20 protein-coding genes are annotated in these 19,260 nt (G+C 62.7%); 15 read left to right on the forward strand and 5 right to left on the reverse strand.

Annotated features, from left to right (window positions below; genetic code table 11):
* Positions 1 to 24 precede the first annotated feature (24 nt).
* The 3 genes from rpoH (at position 25) to VR71_RS21150 (ending at position 2,410) form a co-directional block, all read left to right on the forward strand.
* Complete coding sequence (gene rpoH / locus VR71_RS21140) at positions 25 to 921, forward strand: RNA polymerase sigma factor RpoH (protein WP_040650238.1); 897 nt, start codon at positions 25 to 27, stop codon at positions 919 to 921.
* A gap of 133 nt (positions 922 to 1,054) precedes the next feature.
* Positions 1,055 to 2,077: an alpha/beta fold hydrolase gene (locus VR71_RS21145; protein ID WP_296429953.1), complete on the forward strand. Its 1,023-nt coding sequence runs from the start codon at positions 1,055 to 1,057 to the stop codon at positions 2,075 to 2,077.
* A gap of 63 nt (positions 2,078 to 2,140) precedes the next feature.
* A complete protein-coding gene (locus VR71_RS21150) occupies positions 2,141 to 2,410 on the forward strand; it encodes a DksA/TraR family C4-type zinc finger protein (protein ID WP_009815577.1) in 270 nt (89 codons plus the stop codon).
* 84 nt (positions 2,411 to 2,494) lie between these two features.
* Here VR71_RS21150 and VR71_RS21155 read toward each other — a convergent pair whose 3' ends face one another.
* Positions 2,495 to 4,315 carry a M3 family oligoendopeptidase gene (locus VR71_RS21155; protein WP_045682062.1) on the reverse strand — a complete coding sequence of 607 codons (1,821 nt, stop codon included), beginning with the start codon at positions 4,313 to 4,315 and terminating at the stop codon, positions 2,495 to 2,497.
* 134 nt (positions 4,316 to 4,449) lie between these two features.
* On the opposite strand from VR71_RS21155, the gene VR71_RS21160 reads away from it, so the two are divergent.
* Positions 4,450 to 5,280, forward strand: coding sequence for a fumarylacetoacetate hydrolase family protein (locus VR71_RS21160; RefSeq protein WP_045682060.1), 831 nt, complete (start codon positions 4,450 to 4,452; stop codon positions 5,278 to 5,280).
* Here the strand turns inward: VR71_RS21160 and VR71_RS21165 are convergent.
* Both VR71_RS21165 and VR71_RS21170 read right to left on the reverse strand, forming a co-directional pair.
* Positions 5,234 to 6,223, reverse strand: a complete 990-nt coding sequence (locus VR71_RS21165; protein WP_045682058.1) for an alpha/beta fold hydrolase — start codon at positions 6,221 to 6,223, stop codon at positions 5,234 to 5,236. The two genes, VR71_RS21160 and VR71_RS21165, sit on opposite strands and share 47 nt — an antisense overlap.
* Positions 6,223 to 6,513 carry an SCP2 sterol-binding domain-containing protein gene (locus VR71_RS21170; RefSeq protein WP_009815573.1) on the reverse strand — a complete coding sequence of 97 codons (291 nt, stop codon included), beginning with the start codon at positions 6,511 to 6,513 and terminating at the stop codon, positions 6,223 to 6,225. The genes VR71_RS21165 and VR71_RS21170 overlap by 1 nt, the downstream gene beginning before the upstream one ends.
* Before the next feature lie 71 nt (positions 6,514 to 6,584).
* Between VR71_RS21170 and VR71_RS21175 the strand changes: the two genes are divergently transcribed.
* The 5 genes from VR71_RS21175 (at position 6,585) to VR71_RS21195 (ending at position 11,665) form a co-directional block, all read left to right on the forward strand.
* On the forward strand, positions 6,585 to 7,145 hold the full coding sequence (locus tag VR71_RS21175; protein ID WP_296429951.1) for a tetratricopeptide repeat protein: 561 nt from the start codon (positions 6,585 to 6,587) through the stop codon (positions 7,143 to 7,145).
* A 21-nt stretch (positions 7,146 to 7,166) separates the two neighbouring features.
* The gene (locus VR71_RS21180) at positions 7,167 to 10,088 is read left to right on the forward strand and encodes a helicase-related protein (protein ID WP_045682055.1); all 2,922 of its coding nucleotides are present in this window, start codon (positions 7,167 to 7,169) and stop codon (positions 10,086 to 10,088) included.
* Between the two features lie 4 nt (positions 10,089 to 10,092).
* Positions 10,093 to 10,473 (forward strand): RNA-binding S4 domain-containing protein, encoded by a 381-nt coding sequence (locus tag VR71_RS21185; protein WP_009815569.1) that lies wholly within the window; start codon positions 10,093 to 10,095, stop codon positions 10,471 to 10,473.
* Positions 10,474 to 10,525: 52 nt separating this feature from the next.
* Positions 10,526 to 10,864, forward strand: a complete 339-nt coding sequence (gene fdxA, locus VR71_RS21190) for a ferredoxin FdxA (protein WP_009815568.1) — start codon at positions 10,526 to 10,528, stop codon at positions 10,862 to 10,864.
* 291 nt (positions 10,865 to 11,155) lie between these two features.
* Positions 11,156 to 11,665: a CarD family transcriptional regulator gene (locus VR71_RS21195; RefSeq protein ID WP_037242295.1), complete on the forward strand. Its 510-nt coding sequence runs from the start codon at positions 11,156 to 11,158 to the stop codon at positions 11,663 to 11,665.
* A gap of 57 nt (positions 11,666 to 11,722) precedes the next feature.
* Here VR71_RS21195 and cobS read toward each other — a convergent pair whose 3' ends face one another.
* On the reverse strand, positions 11,723 to 12,481 hold the full coding sequence (gene cobS, locus VR71_RS21200) for an adenosylcobinamide-GDP ribazoletransferase (RefSeq protein WP_045682054.1): 759 nt from the start codon (positions 12,479 to 12,481) through the stop codon (positions 11,723 to 11,725).
* A gap of 77 nt (positions 12,482 to 12,558) precedes the next feature.
* Here cobS and cobT point away from each other — a divergent pair, with 77 nt between their 5' ends.
* The gene (gene cobT / locus VR71_RS21205; RefSeq protein ID WP_045682053.1) at positions 12,559 to 13,575 is read left to right on the forward strand and encodes a nicotinate-nucleotide--dimethylbenzimidazole phosphoribosyltransferase; all 1,017 of its coding nucleotides are present in this window, start codon (positions 12,559 to 12,561) and stop codon (positions 13,573 to 13,575) included.
* Positions 13,576 to 13,664: 89 nt separating this feature from the next.
* A complete protein-coding gene (locus tag VR71_RS21210; RefSeq protein ID WP_045682052.1) occupies positions 13,665 to 15,329 on the forward strand; it encodes an iron ABC transporter permease in 1,665 nt (554 codons plus the stop codon).
* A 54-nt stretch (positions 15,330 to 15,383) separates the two neighbouring features.
* On the opposite strand, the gene VR71_RS21215 is transcribed toward VR71_RS21210, so the two are convergent.
* Entirely contained in the window at positions 15,384 to 15,989 is a 606-nt protein-coding gene (locus VR71_RS21215) for a flavin reductase family protein (protein WP_296429949.1), read from the reverse strand.
* A gap of 88 nt (positions 15,990 to 16,077) precedes the next feature.
* On the opposite strand from VR71_RS21215, the gene VR71_RS21220 reads away from it, so the two are divergent.
* The 4 genes from VR71_RS21220 (at position 16,078) to VR71_RS21235 (ending at position 19,251) form a co-directional block, all read left to right on the forward strand.
* Complete coding sequence (locus VR71_RS21220; protein WP_045682048.1) at positions 16,078 to 16,563, forward strand: GNAT family N-acetyltransferase; 486 nt, start codon at positions 16,078 to 16,080, stop codon at positions 16,561 to 16,563.
* A 55-nt stretch (positions 16,564 to 16,618) separates the two neighbouring features.
* A complete protein-coding gene (locus VR71_RS21225) occupies positions 16,619 to 17,389 on the forward strand; it encodes an EcsC family protein (RefSeq protein WP_045682046.1) in 771 nt (256 codons plus the stop codon).
* 196 nt (positions 17,390 to 17,585) lie between these two features.
* Complete coding sequence (locus VR71_RS21230; protein ID WP_296429947.1) at positions 17,586 to 18,062, forward strand: hypothetical protein; 477 nt, start codon at positions 17,586 to 17,588, stop codon at positions 18,060 to 18,062.
* Positions 18,055 to 19,251, forward strand: a complete 1,197-nt coding sequence (locus VR71_RS21235; protein ID WP_045682044.1) for an HlyD family secretion protein — start codon at positions 18,055 to 18,057, stop codon at positions 19,249 to 19,251. The genes VR71_RS21230 and VR71_RS21235 overlap by 8 nt, the downstream gene beginning before the upstream one ends.
* The last annotated feature ends 9 nt before the right edge of the window (positions 19,252 to 19,260 follow it).

The raw sequence follows: 19,260 nt of genomic DNA on the forward strand, positions 1-19,260 counted from the left end.
GTAAACATCAGGAGGGACAACCGAGTGGGAAATTACAAGAATCTGCCGGCCCCAACGCCGGAAGGCGGTTTGAACCGCTACATGCAGGAAATCCGCAAATTCCCGCTGCTAGAGCCGGAAGAGGAATACATGCTGGCGAAACGTTGGGTCGAGGAACAGGACACCGAGGCGGCGCACAAGATGGTCACCAGCCACCTGCGTCTGGCCGCCAAGATCGCCATGGGCTATCGCGGCTACGGCCTGCCGCAGGCCGAGGTGATTTCCGAGGCCAATGTGGGGCTGATGCAGGCGGTCAAGCGGTTCGACCCCGAGCGCGGCTTTCGGCTTGCGACCTATGCGATGTGGTGGATTCGCGCCAGCATTCAGGAATATATCCTGCGCTCGTGGAGCCTTGTGAAACTGGGCACCACCTCGGCGCAGAAAAAGCTGTTTTTCAATCTGCGCAAGGCCAAAGCCAAGATCGGCGCGCTGGAAGATGGCGATATGCGGCCCGAAGTCGTCAAGAAGATCGCGACTGATCTGGGCGTGACCGAGGCCGAAGTCATCAGCATGAATCAGCGGATGGCCGGGGCTGACGCATCGCTCAATGCCACGGTTGGCTCTGAGGGCGAAGGGTCGATGCAGTGGCAGGACTGGCTCGAGGATGAGGATGCCGATCAGGCTGGTGATTACGAGCGACGCGATGAAATGGATGCGCGACGCGAATTGCTGACCATGGCGATGGACGTGCTCAACGAGCGCGAGCGCGATATCCTGACACAGCGCCGCCTGAGCGATGAAACCGTGACCCTCGAAGATCTGAGCGCGGAATATGACGTGAGCCGTGAACGTATCCGTCAGATCGAGGTGCGGGCCTTTGAGAAACTGCAAAAGCGGATGCGGGCGCTGGCGCAGGAAAAAGGCATGCTTGCATCGGTCTGAAGCAACGCTTGGCGCGACCGAACAAAACGCGTATCTCTCGACCGACAATCAGTGTGCGAGGGATACAGTGACGCAAGCAGCAGGGCAGGCGGTGACAGGGGCAAACCGTGGAGTCAGGCTTTTGTGCTTTGGCATGGTTCTTCTCATCGCCGCCTGTGCGCCGCGCGCAACCGCCGAGCGCGCGGCCCCCAATCCCGCAGCCACGGTCGTGCCGATCTATGTTGCGACGGGGCGCAGGCTCGATCAGACCGGGCCGATTTTCGGGTTGGAGCGGACAGAGGGTCTGCGCTATTTCCGGACCGATGTGTCCGTTCCACCAACCCACCAACCGGGGCAGATCGAATGGCCGGACGGCCCTCCGGACGCGGCCACGGATTTTGTCGTCACCGGAACCGAGGTCTTCCCCAGTCCCGGCGCGATGGTCAATGAGGTCAGGCAAGAGCACGCAGGACGCGAGACCCTGCTCTTTGTGCATGGCTACAACAACACGCTGTCCGAAGCGATGTATCGGCTGGCACAGATCCAGACCGATTTCGACACGGGCATGCCGGGACTGTTGTTCTCGTGGCCCTCGGCGGGCGATCCGCGTGGCTATATCTATGACCGCGATTCGGTGCTTTATGCGCGCGATGATCTGACTGATATGCTGCGCCAGCTGACCCGCGCGCCGGGTGACAAGGTGTTCTTGCTGGCGCATTCCATGGGGTCGAGCCTTGTGATGGAATCACTGCGCGAAATCGCCCTCAGTGGGGACCGCCATTTGCTGAACCGGATCAGCGGTGTGGTGCTGATGTCGCCTGATATCGACCCGGATGTGTTTGACCGTCAGGCCGAGGTGATCGGCAAACTGCCGCAACCGTTCCTGATCTTCATCACCAAGGCGGACCGGGCGCTGACTGTCTCGGGGTTCATTACCGGGCGCAAACCGCGTTTGGGCATGATCGACACCGTTGACAAGGTGCAGCGGCCGGATGTTCAGGTCTTCGACTTCAGCACTTTGGCGGATGGCTCCGGGCTCAATCACTTTGTGCCCGTTACATCGCCTGCCGCCATCGGTCTTCTGCGCGAGATATTGGCCGAGTCAGGGCCACAGAGCAGTGACTTCATCAAGAGCATGGCGCTGCGCCTTCCCAAACCCAAAGTGTTGCAGCCCTGAGGAAGTGGGAATTGACGCAAAGTGCAGGGCGCGTAGACTGAAACTCTGCGAAAGGAGGATGCCATGGCTGGCGGATGGGCGCGCGACGGCGCGGTAAGTGAACAGATCGAGGCGTCGATTTCTGATGAATTGGCGCGGTTGAAGGCGCGGCGCGGCCCGCAGGGCGAGAGCCTGACGCATTGCGCCGAATGCGAGGAACCGATCCCCGAGGCGCGGCGCGTGGCGATTCCAGGGGTCAAGCTCTGCATCGACTGCCAGCAAGAGCGCGACGCGGCCCAATCCCCGCGCGGCGGCATCAACCGGCGCGGATCAAAGGACAGCCAGTTGAAGTGAGGGGGGAAAGCGGGGGCTCTGCCCCCTTGGCCTACGGCCAATTCCCCCGAAGTATTTTGGGCAAGATGAAAGCCCGACCGAGCCTTAGCCCTCCATCGCCTCCAACTCGTCGATCATACCAGAGATCATCGACAGCCCCTTGTCCCAGAACGCCGGGTCAGAGGCATCAAGGCCGAACGGGGCAAGCAGGTCCTTGTGATGTTTGGACCCACCCGCCTTGAGCATCTCGAAATACTTGTCCTGAAATCCCTCGGGATTTTCCTCGTAGACCGCATAAAGAGCGTTCACCAGCCCGTCACCAAAGGCGTAGGCGTAGACGTAGAAGGGTGAATGGATGAAATGTGGGATATAGGCCCAAAAGGTCTCATACCCGTCCATGAAATCAAATGCTTCACCGAGACTTTGGGCCTGCACTGACATCCAGAGCAGGTTGATATCGTCAGGGGTCAGTTCGCCGTCGCGCCGCGCGGCGTGGAGTTTGCATTCGAAATCGTAAAACGCGATCTGGCGCACGACCGTGTTGATCATGTCCTCGACCTTGCCAGCCAGCAGCACCTTGCGTTCGGCCTGGGTCTTGGCCCCGTCGAGCATGCGGCGGAAGGTCAGCATTTCGCCGAAAACACTGGCGGTCTCGGCCAGGGTGAGCGGTGTCGAGGACAGCAATTCGCCCTGATCCGCCGCCAGGCGCTGATGCACGCCATGCCCCAGCTCATGCGCCAGCGTCATCACGTCGCGCGGTTTGCCAAGGTAGTTGAGCATCACATAGGGATGCACGGTCGTCACGGTCGGATGGGCAAAGGCCCCCGGCGCCTTGCCCGGTTTCACGCCGGCGTCGATCCAGCCCCGCTCGAAAAACGGCTGCGCCAGATCGGCCATGCGCGGATCAAAGGCGGCGTAGGCCCCCATCACCGTGTCGCGCGCCTCGTCCCAATCGACCAGGCGCGTGGTCTCCATCGGGAGGGGGGCGTTGCGGTCCCAGACCTGCATCCGCTCCAGCCCCAGCCACTTGCGCTTGAGCTCGTAATAGCGATGCGACAGTTTCGGATAGGCCGCGACCACCGCATTGCGCAGCGCCTCGACGACCTCGGGCTCGACATCGTTCGAGAGGTGGCGTGCGGTCTGGGCCGTGGGCATCTTGCGCCAGCGGTCGATCACCTCTTTTTCCTTGGCCTGCGTATTGTGGACGCGGGCAAAGGTGCGGATGTTCTCGCCAAAGACCCGTGCCAGTTCACGAGCCGCCGCTTCGCGTTTGCTGCGGTCCTGTTCGGTGAGCAGATTCAGCGTGCCCTCGATGCTGAGGTCATCGCCATCGACGGTAAAGGTCAGCCCGGCAATGGTCTCGTCAAAGAGGCGCTCCCAGGCGTCGCCGACAACGCCGAGGTCATGCAGGAATTTCTCCAGCTCATCCGAAAGCTGATAGGGCTTCATCGCGCGGATGCGGTCGAGCACCGGCTTGTAGCGGGCAAGATCGTTGTTTTCGGAATACATCGCCGTCAGCGCAGTCTCGTCGAGCCGGTTCAACTCCAGCGAAAAGAACACCAGCGGCGTGGTCGAATTCGTCACCTTTTCCTGACAATCAGACATGAATTTCGCCCGCCCGCCATCGGTGGTCAGCTGGTAATAGCGCAGGCCCGCGTAGGACATGATGCGTCCCGCGATGTTGCTGATCGCCTCATCGCGCCGGATACAGTCCACAAGACCCTTTGCGTCGAGCGTGGCCAGTTTCCCCTCGTAATCGGCGGCAAACTCGGCGCAGGCGCTCTGTAGCCACTCAAGATCGCGTTTGAGTTCCGGGGCCGTCTCTGAGGTGTAGAGATCGCTCAGATCCCATTCCGGCAGGTTTCCCAGGTTCCTGTTACCAGATGTTGCATTGGCGTCGCGGACGGGAAACGGCAGATTGAGCATGGGGCACCTCGTGTTGATATGGCCCAGACATAGGCCGGAGGTGCCGGGGCTACAAGAGGACAGGCACCACTGGTGCTTGCCATTCGCGACCTGCTGGCTAGGGTGGCGCGCACCATGAACCGGGGAGGTGAGACATGAAATTCGCACGATATGGTACGGCCGGGCAGGAGAAGCCTGCGGTTCTGGACGATCAGGGGCGGTTGCGCGATCTGTCGGGCGTTTTGCCTGATCTCGCGGGGCCGCTGTTGGCGGACCTGCCGCGCATCGACCCCGAGAGCCTGCCATTGGTCAAGGGAACGCCACGGATCGGCCCGCCGGTAGGTCAGGTGGGCAAGCTGATCTGCATTGGGCTGAACTATACCGATCATGCCGAGGAGTTGGGCGTTGACGCGCCACCAGAGCCGGTGGTGTTCCTCAAGGCGACATCGGCCATCACCGGCCCCTATGACCCGGTCAGCCTGCCGCGTGGCGCGCGCAAGGGCGATTGGGAGATCGAGTTGGGCGTGGTGATCGGTCGTCGCGCAAAATACGTGACCGAGGCAGACGCGTTGTCCCATGTTGCGGGCTACACCATTGTCAACGACGTGTCAGAGCGCGCCTATCAGATGGAGCGGGCCGGCCAATGGACCAAGGGCAAGAGCTGTGACAGTTTTGCGCCGATTGGTCCCTGGCTGGTCACGCCTGACGAGGTGGACGATCTCGAGGCGCTCGACCTTTCGCTCGACCTCAATGGCACGCGGATGCAGACCGGCAGCACGGCGCGGATGATCTTTCCGGTGGCGCATATCGTGGCCTATCTGAGCGAATTGATGACGCTTGAACCCGGCGACGTGATCGCAACCGGCACGCCTCCCGGTGTGGGCATGGGCCAAAGGCCGCCGCGCTATCTGGCCGAGGGCGATGAAATGGTGTTGCGGATCAGTGGGCTTGGGGAGCAGCGCTCGCCCGTGGTGCGGGACCGCTAGAGCCAAGGCGCGCGGTGCTGCCGTAGAAATCGCAAAGCTGTTGCAACATGCGTTTGCGCATGTCTTGCGTGTCCATCAGGGTCTCATGCCGCCCGCCGGGCACCACGTCCAGGTGCCCGCCCGGCCACTGCGCCATGCGCTCGTGCACACGCGGCACATCGACGATCTGCTCGTCGCTGCCCAGAATGGTCAGGCAGGGCAGGGCGGGTGAGGGCAGGCGTGCGAGATCGCGGGTCTCGCGCAGGGCCTCGTGCAGCCAGTGCAGACTGGGGCCGCCCAGCCCAAGTTCGGGATGCGCCCGCAACTGCCGCGCCATGTCGTCATACATCTCGCGGTCATTGGTCAGCTTGTTGGTCTCGAACGGTTCGGCCAGCACGTAATGTTCGCCCGCCGTGCCGGGGGCATAGCGATGGCTCATGCCAAGTTGCCGACTGCCCCAAGACAGCGACCACGCGACCGGGCGCAGCGCTTGGGCCATGTGGATGCCCCACATCGGGCTGGAAAAGGCACAGCTTTGAACGTCCAGCCCCTCTATCACCGCACGCAGCCCGATGCAGCCGCCCATGGAATGCGCCAAGAGATACCAAGGGCGCGGCAGATCGAGGCGCTTGGCGGCCTCGCTCATGGCGATGACATCCTGCTGGTAGTCTATGAAGTGATGCACATGGCCCGCCATGGCATCCTCGGTCAGCCGGTCAGAGAGACCCTGACCGCGCCAGTCGATCGCCAAAGTCGCATAGCCACATCCGGCAAAATGCGTGGCGGCACGACCGTATTTTTCGATGTATTCCGTCCGTCCGGGAAACAGCAGAATGGTGCCCTTCGGCCCCTGCCGGTTCCACAAGCCAACGCGAAGGCGCACCCCGTCGGCTGCGGTCAGCCACCACGCAGCACCGCCCTCAGGCCCGTAGGCCACATCGTCAAAGAGCGGTGCCTCATGCATCAGGCCAGCACGCTGCCCAGCTTCATCGCCATGCCCATGTCGCCGTCGACGCTGAGGCGGCCAGACATGAAGGCGGCGGTCGGATCGAGATCGCCGGCGAGAATCGATTCGAACGTGTCGCGGCTGGCCGTCATCGTGACATCGGTCTCGTCGTCACCTTCGCGCGCGCCATCGGCGTCGATCACGATCGCACCCTCGTCCTCGATGACGAATTTCGCGGTGCCGTCAAACCCTTCGCCGCCGAGTTTTTCATTCAGGGCAGCCACCGCTGCGGTCATAACGTCGCTCATTTGCGCTTCCTTTCACATTTGCGATGCCGGGGCTGTGCAACCGGACAATCTGCGCTAAACTCACACATGTTATGGGTGCAGTAATCATCAATCTCAACCGTATCGTCGCGGCAGGTGTCGCGATAGTCACGTTTTCCCTACCCGTGCTGGCGGAGGAGACGCGATTGGATGATCTCTTTGCCCAGCTCTCGCAGGCCGAGGCGCCCGAGGCGCGCAAGATTGCCGCAGAGATAGAGCTGGCGTTGTCGCGCTCTGGGTCGCCCGCGATGGACCTCTTGCTGAGGCGGGGGCAGGATGCGCTCGAAGCGGGGGACCTTGGGGCGGCAATCGAGCATTTGAGTGCCGCCATCGACCATGCGCCGGACTTTGCCGAGGCGTGGCATCTGCGCTCCGTCGCGTTCTTCAAGCAGGAAAGATACGGTCTTGCGCTGCATGACATCGAGCAGGCCTTGGCGCTCGAGCCGCGGCATTTCAACGTGATCTATGGCCTGGGTGTCCTTTTGGACGAACTCGGCCAGCCCGATCTGGCAGAGGATGCGTTTTCGCGCGCCTTGGCTATACATCCCCATCACGAGGACGTAACCAAGGCCCGGGAGAGCGTGACCCGGGACTTGGGCGGCGCGGAACTCTGACACTTTCAAGGAGCACGGCGGATGCCCGAACAGTCAAGAACCTTTGCGGTTCTGGGCCCGACCAATACCGGCAAGACGCATTACGCGATTGAGCGGATGCTGGGCTATCGCACCGGAATCATCGGCCTGCCGTTGCGCCTCTTGGCACGCGAGGTCTATGACAAGATCGTAGCCGTGCGCGGCCCCTCTGTCGTGGCGCTGGTCACGGGCGAAGAACGCATCGTGCCCGAGCGCGCGCAGTACTGGGTCTGCACCGTCGAGGCGATGCCCGAGGGGATGGGGACGGATTTCGTCGCGGTGGATGAGATCCAGCTCTGCGCCGACCCTGAGCGCGGCCATGTCTTCACCGACCGGCTGTTGCGCATGCGCGGATTACGCGAGACGCAATTTCTCGGCAGTCACACCATGCGCCAAACCATGGCCGCGCTGGTGCCGGGGGTGGAATTCCTGAGCCGCGCGCGTATGTCACAACTGACATACACCGGCCCCAAGAAGATCGCCAAGATGCCCGCCCGCAGCGCGATTGTCGGGTTCTCAGTTGAGAATGTCTATGCCATCGCTGAATTGCTGCGCCGTCAAAAAGGCGGGGCCGCAGTGGTCATGGGCGCGCTCAGCCCGCGCACCCGCAATGCACAGGTAGAGCTCTATCAGAATGGCGATGTCGATTATCTCGTCGCGACGGATGCCATCGGCATGGGGCTTAATCTCGATATCAACCATGTGGCGTTTTCCTCTCTCAGCAAATTCGACGGGCGCAGAATGCGCTATTTGCAGCCGAACGAGTTGGGGCAAATCGCCGGGCGCGCCGGGCGGGGGATGAGCAACGGCACCTTTGGGGTGACCGGCGAGGCCCCCGATCTTGATCCCGAACTGGCCGAGGCGATCATGGAGCATCGCTTTGCGCCGATCCGCAAACTCGAATGGCGCAATGCGCGTCTGCAATTCGGCACCACGGCCGCACTGATTGGCAGTCTTGAGGCGCGACCGGAGCACGAGTTGCTGGCCCGCGTCCGCGAGGCGGATGATCTCACCGCGCTCAAGACTTTGTCTGACCTTCCGGATGTGGCGCGGCGGGCCATCGGCGGGCCTGCCGTGAAACTGCTCTGGGATGTCTGCCGAATTCCCGATTTCCGGGGCATCAGCGCGGCAGAACACGCGAGCCTTCTGGAACGAATCTTTTGTGATCTGGTTGAGTATGGTCGGGTGCCCGATGACTGGCTGGCACAGCAGGTGAGCCGCATCGACCGGACCGATGGCGATATCGACACACTGTCCAAACGGTTGGCGTATATCCGCACATGGACCTATGTCGCGCAGCGAAAAGGTTGGGTGGATGACGAAAAACATTGGCGCGGCGCGACACGCGCTGTAGAAGACCGCCTGTCGGACGCGCTGCACGAACGTCTGACCCAGAGATTTGTGGACCGGCGCACATCCGTGCTCTTGCGCCGGCTCAAGCAGAAGGAAGCCATGGTGGCCGAAGTGAACGATCAAGGTGACGTGACCGTCGAAGGCGAATTCGTCGGACGGCTCGAAGGGTTCCGCTTTATGCAGGACAGGTCTGCGGCGGGCAACGAAGCGCGCACGCTGCAACAGGCGAGCACGGCGGCACTGGCCCCGCATTTTCATCTCAAGGCGGACCGGTTCTACAACGCGCCCGACACCGAGATCGACTTTACCGAGCAAGGCGGCCTCTTGTGGGGCAAGGAGGCGGTGGGCAAACTGACGCCCGGTGCAGACCCGCTCAAGCCGCAGATCGTGGCCTTTGTCGATGACGAGGCGGGGCCGGATGTGGCCGCCAAGGTGCAACGCCGCTTGCAGCATTACATCGACCGCAAGATTGCCACCCTGTTCGAGCCGCTCCTGAACATCCAGCGCGACGAGACGCTGAACGGTCTGGCGCGCGGATTCGGCTTTCGCATGGTCGAGGCGATGGGTCTCATCCCGCGCGGCGAAGTGGCGGATGAAGTCAAGGCGCTGGATCAGGACGCCCGCGGCGCGCTGCGCAAACATGGCATCCGCTTTGGTCAGTTCACGGTATTCCTGCCACTCCTGCTCAAGCCCGCGCCGACGCGCCTGCGGCTGGTGCTGTGGTCGCTAAGCCAAGGGATGGATGAATTCCCCGAGGCCCCGCCGCCGGGTCTGGTCACGGTTCCCGCGCGCAGTGACGCGCCCAAGGGCTATTTCACCATGGCTGGCTATCGCGCCGCCGGGGATCGGGCGATTCGGATTGATATGCTCGAACGTCTGGCGGACATGCTGCGCGGTGAGGATACGCGGGCTGGGTTCGAGGCCAAGCCGGACATGCTCTCGATCACCGGCATGACGCTGGAGCAATTCGCCGTCTTGATGCAGGGGCTGGGCTACAAGGCCGAGCGCGGCGAGCGCGAAAAAGTCAAACCGGTGGATCAGGCTATCGCGGATGCGCCCGCCGATGCTGCCCAAGCCGCAGAGGCTGAAACGGTAGGCGATGTGGTTGCGGATATCCCCGATGAGGGCGTCGCTCCCATCGCGGCAGAGCCCGAGATCGAGGCCGAAGTGCCCGGCGCTCTGGACGCGGTCCCCGCCGAGGAACTGGTCCCCGGCGAGACGCCGGACGTGGCCGCCCCCGAGATCGAGGTCTTCTATACGTTCACCTGGGCTCCGCGTGCGAGTCGGCCTCGTGGCGAACGTCCGGCGCAAGCAGGACGCGGGCCGCGTGGCGCACAGGGCGCGCAGGGAGCACAGGGTGCCCCGAGCGACGGTGGCGAGGCGCAAAAGCGGGAAGGCAGACCGCAGCGTCAAGGTGGCAAACCCCGCGGCAAACCCGGCAAGGGCAAACCGCGCGAGGCGCGTGAAGAACAGCCCAAGACCTATGCCGCCAAGCCCGAGAAAAAGAATGACCGGATCGACCCGGACAATCCCTTTGCCGCCGCGCTCATGGGGCTGAGGACCAAGGGCTGAGCGTTTGGACGGCCCGGGCGTAAAAATCAGGCTCGACAAATGGCTCTGGCAGGCGCGGTTCTTCAAGACGCGCACGCTGGCGGCCAAGGAAGTATCGGCCGGGCATGTGCGGGTGAATGGCGCGCGGGTGAGCAAACCCGCGCAGGCCGTCGGGCCACAGGATGTGCTCACATTTTCACAGGCCACACGGGTGCGGGTGGTGCGGATCGTCGAGATCGGCACCCGGCGTGGCCCGGCACCCGAGGCGCAGGCGCTCTATGACGACCTGAGCGACCCGGTGACGCAGGACAGCGTTCCGCCCGCGCCCAAATATGAGGGAAAAGGACGCCCGACCAAGCGTGACCGCCGCAAACTCGATCTCAATGGACCGGGACCGCTTGATTGATCCGCCCCACTGGATTAGGTGAGGCGCAATTCGGCAAGAATGAGAGACGGCCATGACCTATATCGTGAACGACGCCTGCATCGCCTGCAAATACACCGACTGTGTCGAGGTCTGCCCGGTCGATTGTTTTTACGAGGGCGAGAACATGTTGGTCATTCATCCGGATGAATGCATCGACTGTGGCGTCTGCGAGCCGGAATGCCCCGCCGACGCGATCCGCCCGGACACCGAGCCGGATATGGAAAAATGGGTCGAGTTCAACCGCAAATATGCCGAAATGTGGCCGGTGATCATCACCAAGAAAGACCCGCTGCCCGAGGCCGAAGAGCGCGACGGTGAGGCCGGCAAGCTTGATAAATATTTCTCCGAGGCTCCCGGCGAAGGCGGCTGAGACTGATTCGCGGACAGGGTGCGGCCGACTGGGCCGCGCGCGAAATCGTGAACGCCGTAAAGCGTTCATTTGAGGGCGTGAGTGCCCTCTGCCAGAACACCGCCCTTTCATTGAGCGGTTTTTTGTGATACAGTTTCATGACAAATGAAGAGATAGCCTGATATCCATTCACCCGCGTTGCTGCCCGGGGGTGGATTACTCTGCGACAGAGTTACATATTCCGTGGACCAATATGGCCCTTGGCATATGTTTTTGTGCGTCTGAGCTGGCAGCCCTGCGAGGAAGACCTGAATGTCGAAGACCAAGAAGTCCGAATTTCGCCCTGATGATTATGTTGTATACCCCGCGCATGGCGTGGGCCAGATCGTTTCGATCGAAGAGCAGGAAATCGCCGGCATCACGCTGGAACTGTTCGTGATCTCGTTCGAAAAAGACAAGATGACCCTGCGTGTGCCGACCAACAAGGCCACCGAGATCGGAATGCGTGGCCTGTCCAGCCCCGATGTCGTGTCCAAGGCCATGAGCACGCTCAAAGGCAAAGCCAAGGTCAAGCGCGCGATGTGGTCGCGTCGGGCGCAGGAATACGAGCAAAAGATCAATTCCGGCGATCTGATCGCTATCGCCGAAGTGGTGCGCGACCTGCACCGCTCTGACGACCAGCGCGAGCAAAGCTATTCCGAGCGGCAGCTCTATGAAGCCGCGCTCGAGCGTTTGACCCGCGAAGTCGCCGCCGTTTCCGGCGGAGATGAAGTGCTGGCTGCGCGTCAGGTGGATGAGGTGCTGGTGTCGCGCGCCGCGTGAGTCCGATCACCTCAGATAGTCAAAGGCCGTACCGCAAGGTGCGGCCTTTCTCGTGCCTCACGCCAAGAGGCTGATCAACACCGCGATCTCCGCCAGTTGCTGCGTTGCGCCAAGGATGTCGCCCGTCTGTCCGCCGATCTTGGCGCGCGCGATCAAAGCGATGGCCAACGTCGTGAAACCTGCGCATACCAGTGCTGTAAGACCCGCGCCCCCAAGCAGCGCAAATGTCCCTGCCGCCGCCAGCCCAATCCCCAGGGTCACAGTTGCAACCCTCGGGCGCCCCTGTGCCTGTGACAGCCCCGTGTCGCGGGCATGCGGCAGGGCACACATCACCACCGGCATCATAGCGCGCGACAGCATGGCTGCGGCCAGCACGGCCGCTGTCGCAATCGCCGGGCTGGCGTCAAAAAGCAGCCAGAGCGCCACACCGCGAGCCCCAAGGGACAGGATCAGCGCAATCACCCCATAACTGCCGATATGACTGTCTTTCATGATCGCCAACCGCCGCTCGCGCGTCCAACCGCCCCAGAGACCATCGGCAGTATCGGCAAGCCCATCCTCGTGCAGGGCACCGCTCAGCAGAATCGGAGTGGCGACGACCAAGAGCGCCACCAACGGTGTCGGCCATCCCAGCCAGAGCGCGACCAGCCCGCCCAAGGCCGCTAGTCCGCCCAGCACCACGCCCGCCAGCGGATAGGCCCAAGCCGCCCGCGCGCCCCGCTCATAGTGCCACACCGGCACAGGCAAGCGGCTGAGCAGGCTCAGCGCCAGCGGCACATCTCTGAACCGGATCAAGGCTGTGTCGTTTTCTGCCATGGGCGTGCCCTTTTCGTCTGGGGCGGGGGCTCTGCCTGCGATACAGAAAGGACAGATCACAATCAATGAGGCTTTGCATGGCGGGTGCCTTCTCTTCACTGTCCGATTTTGCGGCACTCCTTGGCGAAATGCCCGGCCCGGACCCTGCCGCCATGATTGATGCGCAGGCGCGTGATGCGCAATTGACCAAGCCCCCCGGTGCTCTTGGGCGGTTAGAGGGGCTTGCGGTGTGGTATTGTGGCTGGCGCGGCGAGGCACGGGCCCGCGTGACCGCACCTCAGGTGATTGTCTTTGCCGGCAATCACGGTGTCGTGGCGCAGGGCGTTTCGGCCTTTCCCGCCGAAGTGACCGCGCAGATGGTCGCGAATTTCCGCGCGGGCGGTGCAGCCGTAAACCAATTGGCGGCGCAGGTCGGCGCGCGGATGGACGTGCACGCGCTTGATCTCGACCGGCCCACGGGCGACATCAGCCTTGGCCCGGCCATGTCCGAAGACGAGATGTTGATCGCGCTCAGCACGGGCTGGGATGCGGTTGATCCGGCCAGTGATCTCTTGGTCGTGGGGGAAATGGGGATCGGAAATACCACAAGCGCTGCGGCAATTGCCTTGGCGCTCCATGGCGGAGAGGCCGCCGCTTGGACCGGGCGCGGCACGGGCCTCGCAGACGCGGCACTTGCCCATAAGGCGCAGATTGTCGCGCAGGCGGTTGCCATCAACGCGGCCAGCGGGGCAGGGGGGCTGGAAGTCTTGCGCCGCTTGGGCGGGCGCGAGTTGGTGGCGATGGCCGGGGCCATGGCGCGGGCGCGGAACCTGCGCATTCCGGTGATTCTCGACGGATTCATCTGCACTGCCGCTGCGGCCTGCCTTGAGGCAGAATGCGCCGGCGCGCTCGGTCACACTGTGGCGGGGCATGTGAGCGCCGAACCCGGACATGCGCGGCTCTTGCAGATATTGGACAAGGTGCCGCTTCTCTCCCTCGATCTGCGTCTGGGCGAGGGATCAGGCGGCGTGCTGGCGGTGAGCGTTGTTCAGGCGGCCTTGGCCTGCCATTCTGGAATGGCCACCTTTGCAGAGGCGGGCGTGACGGGCGCGTGACGCTGCCTGTTCTGGCGTCATCGCCTTGACCCGCCTGTTGCCCCGGAATACTGATTAAAATCGTCAGATTACCCCGGAGCGTCAGGCCCATGAGCGAAAAACTTTTGCACCGCCTTGCATGGGTCGTGGTCGTGCTCTGCGTGGCCCCTATCCTCGCGGCGGCGCTCGCGGCGTTGACGGGCGATTTGCAAACCTGGCGCGAGGTGCTGTCCACCGTCCTGCCCCGCTATACAGCCACGACCCTGACACTGGTCGTGATTGTCGGGCTGAGCACGGCGGTGATCGGGTCGGTCACGGCTTGGCTCGTGACCGTCTATCGCTTTCCCGGTGCCCGGCTGCTGGAGGTTGCACTGGCCCTGCCGCTGGCCTTTCCGGCCTATGTGATGGCCTATGCCTATACCCATATGCTGGATCACCCCGGCCCGGTGCAAACGGCGCTGCGTGCCGTGACCGGATGGGGGCCGCGTGACTATTGGTTTCCCGAGGTCCGCAGCTTGGGCGGTGCGGCAGTGATGCTGACCATCGTTCTTTACCCTTACGTCTACCTGCTGGCGCGCGCCTCGTTCCGGCAGCAATCGGGCAATGCGTTTCTGGTGGCGCGCACGCTGGGACGCTCGCCGATGCAGGCGTTCTGGCGCGTGGCCCTGCCGATGGCGCGTCCGGCGATTGCGGGCGGTGCGCTTCTTGCCATCATGGAGACGATCGCGGATTTCGGCACCGTGGCGTTCTTCAACGTTCAGACCTTTGCCACAGGCATCTATCAGGCGTGGTTCAGCCTTGGCGACCGGGCGGCGGCCGCGCAGCTGGCGCTCTGCCTGCTGGCCTTTGCGCTGTTGCTGGCCGGGCTGGAACGCAACAGCCGGGGGCGGTCGCGCACCGCCGGACGCGGCGCGCGGTTCGAGACGATGGAGCAGCCTGTTCTAAAGGGAGCGGCGGGCTGGGGGGCATTCTTGCTCTGTTTCCTGCCGGTGCTCCTGGGGTTTGTGCTGCCGGTGATCATGCTCGGGGTGATGGCGATCGGCTCGGGGCAGAATATTCTCTCAGCGCGGTATCTTGGGTTCATGTCCAACTCGATCCTCCTGGCGAGTGTGGCCGCCGTGCTGACCGTCGCGGGGGCCATCCTTGTGGGATTTCGTGCGCGCACCCGTCCAGGGCGCAGCTCTCGCTGGCTAGTGTTGGGGGCCGGGCTTGGCTATGCGGTGCCGGGCGGGGTGATTGCGGTGGGGCTGATGGTGCCAATGGCGGGGCTGGACAATGCCATCGACGCCGTCATGCAAGAGACATTCGGCATCCGCAGCGGGCTTTTGATCACGGGATCAATCTGGTTGATGATCCTCGCCTATATTGTGCGGTTCATGGCGGCCGCGCTCAATGCCTATGACAGTGGCATGGCGACGGTGCCGGGGCATCTGGATGCGATCGGCCGCTCCTTGGGACAGCCCGGACCCAAGCTGCTGACCCGTGTGCATTTGCCGGTGGCGCGCACCTCGGTGGTGACCGCGCTCTTGATCGTTTTCGTCGATGTGATGAAGGAACTCCCGGCCACGCTGATCCTGCATCCCTTTGACGTTCAGACGCTGGCGGTGCAGGCGCATCGCCTCGCCGCCGATGAGCGGCTCTCAGAGGCGGCGGTGCCCTCGCTGGTGCTGGTGGGCTTTGGCCTGATCCCGGTGCTGATCCTCTGTCGCACGCTGGGACGTGAAAGCATGGGACGGCGTGCGGCGAAACTGGGCACGGCGATTTCGGCGGGGTGATGGGAGGGGCAGTCGCCCCTAACGCCACCGCGCGGCTCACCACACCGCACCGCGTTACTCCCCCGGACGCCGCAGGCTGAATATCTCGCGGATCACCGAATAATCCTGATACCCAAGCCGAGTCAGAGGCGTGTAGCGGGTGATGTCAAAGCGGCCATCCACCATGCAATCATCGCGCATGTGAATGCCTGTCACTTCGCCGAACACCACGAAATTCGCCTCACCCGGCAATTGCACGATCTCGGTCAACTTGCATTCCAGACTCGCCGGAGAGGCCGCCACCCGCGCGCAGGAAATCGTGCTGCACTCGGCTTTCTCCAGCCCGGCATCGACAAATTCATCCACGTCACGCTCCCATGCCCCAGAGGTGCGATTCATCGCGTCGCGCAAGGCCTCGCTTACGATATTCACGCAAAACACGCCGGTCTCACGGATATTGGCCACACTGTCCTTGGTATCGCCGCGATCCGCCTTGGCCGCAGTCGAGGCGAACATCACCTGCGGCGGCACATAAGCCACGGCATTGAAAAAGGAATAGGGGGCGAGGTTATCCTGCCCATCGGCACCCCGGCTCGAGATCCAGCCAATCGGGCGCGGCGTCACAATGGCGTTGAACGGGTTGTGCGGCAGGCCGTGGCCATCCTCGGGTTTGTAAAACATCCACCTCTCCTTGGTCATCGGGTTTGTGCCTGTCGTAGCGTCGTGCTACGCGCATGACCAGTTGATTTTCGCAAGGACAGAGCCCGGCATGTTCACCCTCGAGACGGAGAAAGCCGTTGATTATTGGGAGGTTGAGGCCCTCTATGACCTGTGCTTTGCACCGGGGCGCGAGGCGCTGTCGTCCTATCGCCTGCGCGACAACGTGCCAGCCGTCGCCGATTTGTGCCTTGTGGTGCGCGATGGTGAGGGGATTTTGGCCGGGGCGATCCGCTACTGGCCTGTGCGGATCGGGGTGGCACGCGCGCTCTTGCTGGGGCCAGTGGCCGTGCATCCCACCCATCAGGGCGAGGGGTTGGGCGCGCTTCTGATCCGCGACAGCTTGGAGCGGGCAGAGGCGCTGGGCTGGGATCGGGTCATTCTGGTGGGCGATGCGCCCTATTACAGCCGCTTTGGATTTGCCAAGCTGGCCTCGGTGGAAATGCCGCCCCCCACCAACCCAGAGCGCGTTCTGGGGCTGGAACTGCGCCCGGGTGCATGGGCGACTGTGGCGGGCAAAGTGGCGCGCGATGCTTGAATTCTAACGCCGCCGTGGCCAGTTCAACGGGGTAAAACCCTTGCGGAGCACGCAGATGGAGCTATTGGGCCGACCAATCGGCGAGACCGAGATCGAAACGCGCATGAACGCGTTGGTGCAGCGCAATGCTCAGGCGGGCAATGGGGTCATTGACCTGCTCAACCTCGTGGGCGGACAGGCCGAGGGGCTGCTGGACCGCCTGCCACCGGCGCTGCGGATGCGACTCAACGAGACCACCGAAGAGGCGCTCCGCCGTGCTGCCGAAATAGCGCATCGCTCGCGCAGCGTTGTCGGCGAACAGCCCGGATGGCGAACACGCGCGCTGACCGCCTCGATGGGGGCTGTGGGTGGCATGGGCGGCCTGCCATCGGCCTTGGCAGAGTTGCCAATGACGGTGACGGTGCTGCTCCGGGCGATTCAGGATGTGGCGGTAGAGCACGGGTTTGATCCATCTGAGCCCAGTATTCGGTTCGATTCCATCGAGGTGTTCGGCGCGGCCGGTCCGCTTGAACGCGATGATGGGGCCAATGCGGGCTTTATCGGGACGCGGATGACGGTCACTGGCCCTGCGCTCAAGGCGCTGATCGCGCGGGTGGCCCCGCGTCTGGCGGCTGTGCTTGGGCAAAAACTGGCGGCGCAAACGGTTCCGATCCTCGGCGCTGCGGCGGGGGCTGCCACCAACTATGCCTATACCCGCTACTATCAGGATATGGCGCAGGTGCATTTCGGGCTACGGCGGCTGGCGATTGATGCCGGGCGCGAGAGACAAGATGTGGTTGCGGAATTTCGCGCGAAAGCCGCCAAGACGCGGCTGCGAAAAGGGTAAAAGATACCGGGTCCAGATTGATGGATGTCGTGGGCATAAGTTTATCAAAATCAATTGGCTAGGCGTTGTGAAATTTACCCAGAACGGCCCGGACACCCGTGGGTTGAAGTGCCGAAGACCACGACCCTCGCGCGGCGTGCGCCTCTTGGCGAGATAGGAGCAAACAGCACCCGAACCGGGACTGCGACCGGGAAAAATGACCACTGCACTGCCAAGGGCTGCGAATTTTCTTGATATTCTGTGCCGAGATCATACCGTCGAGACAATCAATTTTAGTCAGGTGTTAAGCATGGCAGCAGAATCAGATCATGGACACGCTCTGCCGGCATGGTTCGCATCTCCCGGTGATGGGGATGTTCTTGCGTGGCTGTCTTTGGCTTTGATCATCGGGGGGCTTTACGCGCTCGTGACGCTCTATGCGGCTTTTGATCGTTGGGCAGAGCATCAGTCACACGGAACGCCTTTGGCCAAAACCATTCCCACAATGCTGACGGTTGCCTTGCTGTACGAGATATTTCCTCTTGGACATTTCAACATCCTGCTCCCGATCAGTGCGATCCTGATTGCCTTGATGGCGGATTGGGCGCGCTTCAATCTGAGAGGGGCGCCTGCGGCTGAGAGTGATCCGCGACCGGATGTCGAAAACCAGACAAGCGAGGCAGACCGTGTTTGAGCTCCTACTGACCTCGTTTCCGGTCATCATCCGCTATTTCCAGTTAAAGCGCCGAGGGGAGGCTCTGACCGTCTGGAACATGCGCACGGCGGTTCTGATCTGGGCGGTGCTGGCGTTCCTGCTGTTTCTCGTCATCTTTTACTTTCACCCCAAATCCTATTCGGGCATCGTCCCCTTTCGCACCATTTCCGTGGTTGCGCAGGCCAGTGGGCCGGTCACCGAACTTCCAGTCCGCAATGGTCAACGGGTCGAACCCGGTGATCTCCTGTTCCGTGTTGACAGCCGGTCCCAACAGGCGGCTCTGGCGCAGGCAGAGGCCGAGTTTGCCAAGATCAGCGCGGCAGAAACCAAGGCTGGTGAGACCCTGAAGGTGGCGCAGTTCAGTGTGGTCGAGGCGACGGCATCGCTGGAAAAGCTGAGGGTCGATCTGGAGAATGCGCAGACATTGGTGTCCAGAAATGTCGGGACACGAGATGCGGTTCGCGAGCTTGAGGCCTCGGTCGCAATGGCGCAGGCGGCATTGGAGTCCGCAGAGGCACAAGTGGGCCTCGCCCAAACGGATATTTCCGAAAGCCTGCCGGCGCAACGTCGGGCGGCTGAGGCTGTTCTGGAGAGTGCAAAGGTCGCGGTCGATCAGACCGAGGTGCGCAGCTATTCTGGGGGCGTGGTAACACAGCTTGCGATGAGCGTGGGCAGTCCGGCCTCGACCCTGATCCTCAGCCCGGCCATGGTGATCATTCCGGACCGGCCCGAGGGATGGCCGGTGCGGACGATCGCGGGGTTTTCTCAGGTCGCTCGCGGGACCATTTATGACGGAATGCCCGCTGAAATTGCCTGTGACAGCAACGTCAGCCTGTCGTTCCGCAACGCGGTCCTGCCTGCGCGGGTGGTTGCAGTCCAGCCTGCGATTTCCACGGGGCAGATCGTGCCGGGTGGGCGCTTGTTGGACCCTGCCGATATGCTGCGACGCGGCTCGATTCTGGTTTATCTCGAGCTTGAGTATCCCGAGCACGAAAAGATCATGCTGGATGGCAGCGGGTGCTTGATTCAGACCTATACCAGCAATCTTCCGGGATTTTTGGGGCATGTGATCGCGGCGACGGGCGTGATCAAGGCGGTCGGGTTGCGCATCAAGGTCTGGGGATCGCTGGTGTCGGGCGTGGGTCTTGCCGGGGGTGGTGGGCACTAAGTCCCCTTC

The organism is Roseovarius sp. BRH_c41 (genome assembly GCF_000961715.1).
In the GTDB taxonomy this organism is placed as follows: Bacteria; Pseudomonadota; Alphaproteobacteria; order Rhodobacterales; family Rhodobacteraceae; genus Roseovarius.

What these genes read in the sequence shown, in the direction of transcription:
- VR71_RS21145 (WP_296429953.1), top strand. Translation starts at nt 1,055, where the DNA reads ATGGTTCTTCTCATCGCCGCCTGTGCGCCGCGCGCAACCGCCGAGCGC.
- VR71_RS21150 (WP_009815577.1), top strand. Translation starts at nt 2,141, where the DNA reads ATGGCTGGCGGATGGGCGCGCGACGGCGCGGTAAGTGAACAGATCGAG.
- VR71_RS21155 (WP_045682062.1), bottom strand. Translation starts at nt 4,315, where the DNA reads ATGCTCAATCTGCCGTTTCCCGTCCGCGACGCCAATGCAACATCTGGT.
- VR71_RS21160 (WP_045682060.1), top strand. Translation starts at nt 4,450, where the DNA reads ATGAAATTCGCACGATATGGTACGGCCGGGCAGGAGAAGCCTGCGGTT.
- VR71_RS21165 (WP_045682058.1), bottom strand. Translation starts at nt 6,223, where the DNA reads ATGCATGAGGCACCGCTCTTTGACGATGTGGCCTACGGGCCTGAGGGC.
- VR71_RS21170 (WP_009815573.1), bottom strand. Translation starts at nt 6,513, where the DNA reads ATGAGCGACGTTATGACCGCAGCGGTGGCTGCCCTGAATGAAAAACTC.
- VR71_RS21175 (WP_296429951.1), top strand. Translation starts at nt 6,585, where the DNA reads ATGGGTGCAGTAATCATCAATCTCAACCGTATCGTCGCGGCAGGTGTC.
- VR71_RS21180 (WP_045682055.1), top strand. Translation starts at nt 7,167, where the DNA reads ATGCCCGAACAGTCAAGAACCTTTGCGGTTCTGGGCCCGACCAATACC.
- fdxA (WP_009815568.1), top strand. Translation starts at nt 10,526, where the DNA reads ATGACCTATATCGTGAACGACGCCTGCATCGCCTGCAAATACACCGAC.
- VR71_RS21195 (WP_037242295.1), top strand. Translation starts at nt 11,156, where the DNA reads ATGTCGAAGACCAAGAAGTCCGAATTTCGCCCTGATGATTATGTTGTA.
- cobS (WP_045682054.1), bottom strand. Translation starts at nt 12,481, where the DNA reads ATGGCAGAAAACGACACAGCCTTGATCCGGTTCAGAGATGTGCCGCTG.
- cobT (WP_045682053.1), top strand. Translation starts at nt 12,559, where the DNA reads ATGGCGGGTGCCTTCTCTTCACTGTCCGATTTTGCGGCACTCCTTGGC.
- VR71_RS21210 (WP_045682052.1), top strand. Translation starts at nt 13,665, where the DNA reads ATGAGCGAAAAACTTTTGCACCGCCTTGCATGGGTCGTGGTCGTGCTC.
- VR71_RS21215 (WP_296429949.1), bottom strand. Translation starts at nt 15,989, where the DNA reads ATGTTTTACAAACCCGAGGATGGCCACGGCCTGCCGCACAACCCGTTC.
- VR71_RS21220 (WP_045682048.1), top strand. Translation starts at nt 16,078, where the DNA reads ATGTTCACCCTCGAGACGGAGAAAGCCGTTGATTATTGGGAGGTTGAG.
- VR71_RS21225 (WP_045682046.1), top strand. Translation starts at nt 16,619, where the DNA reads ATGGAGCTATTGGGCCGACCAATCGGCGAGACCGAGATCGAAACGCGC.
- VR71_RS21230 (WP_296429947.1), top strand. Translation starts at nt 17,586, where the DNA reads ATGACCACTGCACTGCCAAGGGCTGCGAATTTTCTTGATATTCTGTGC.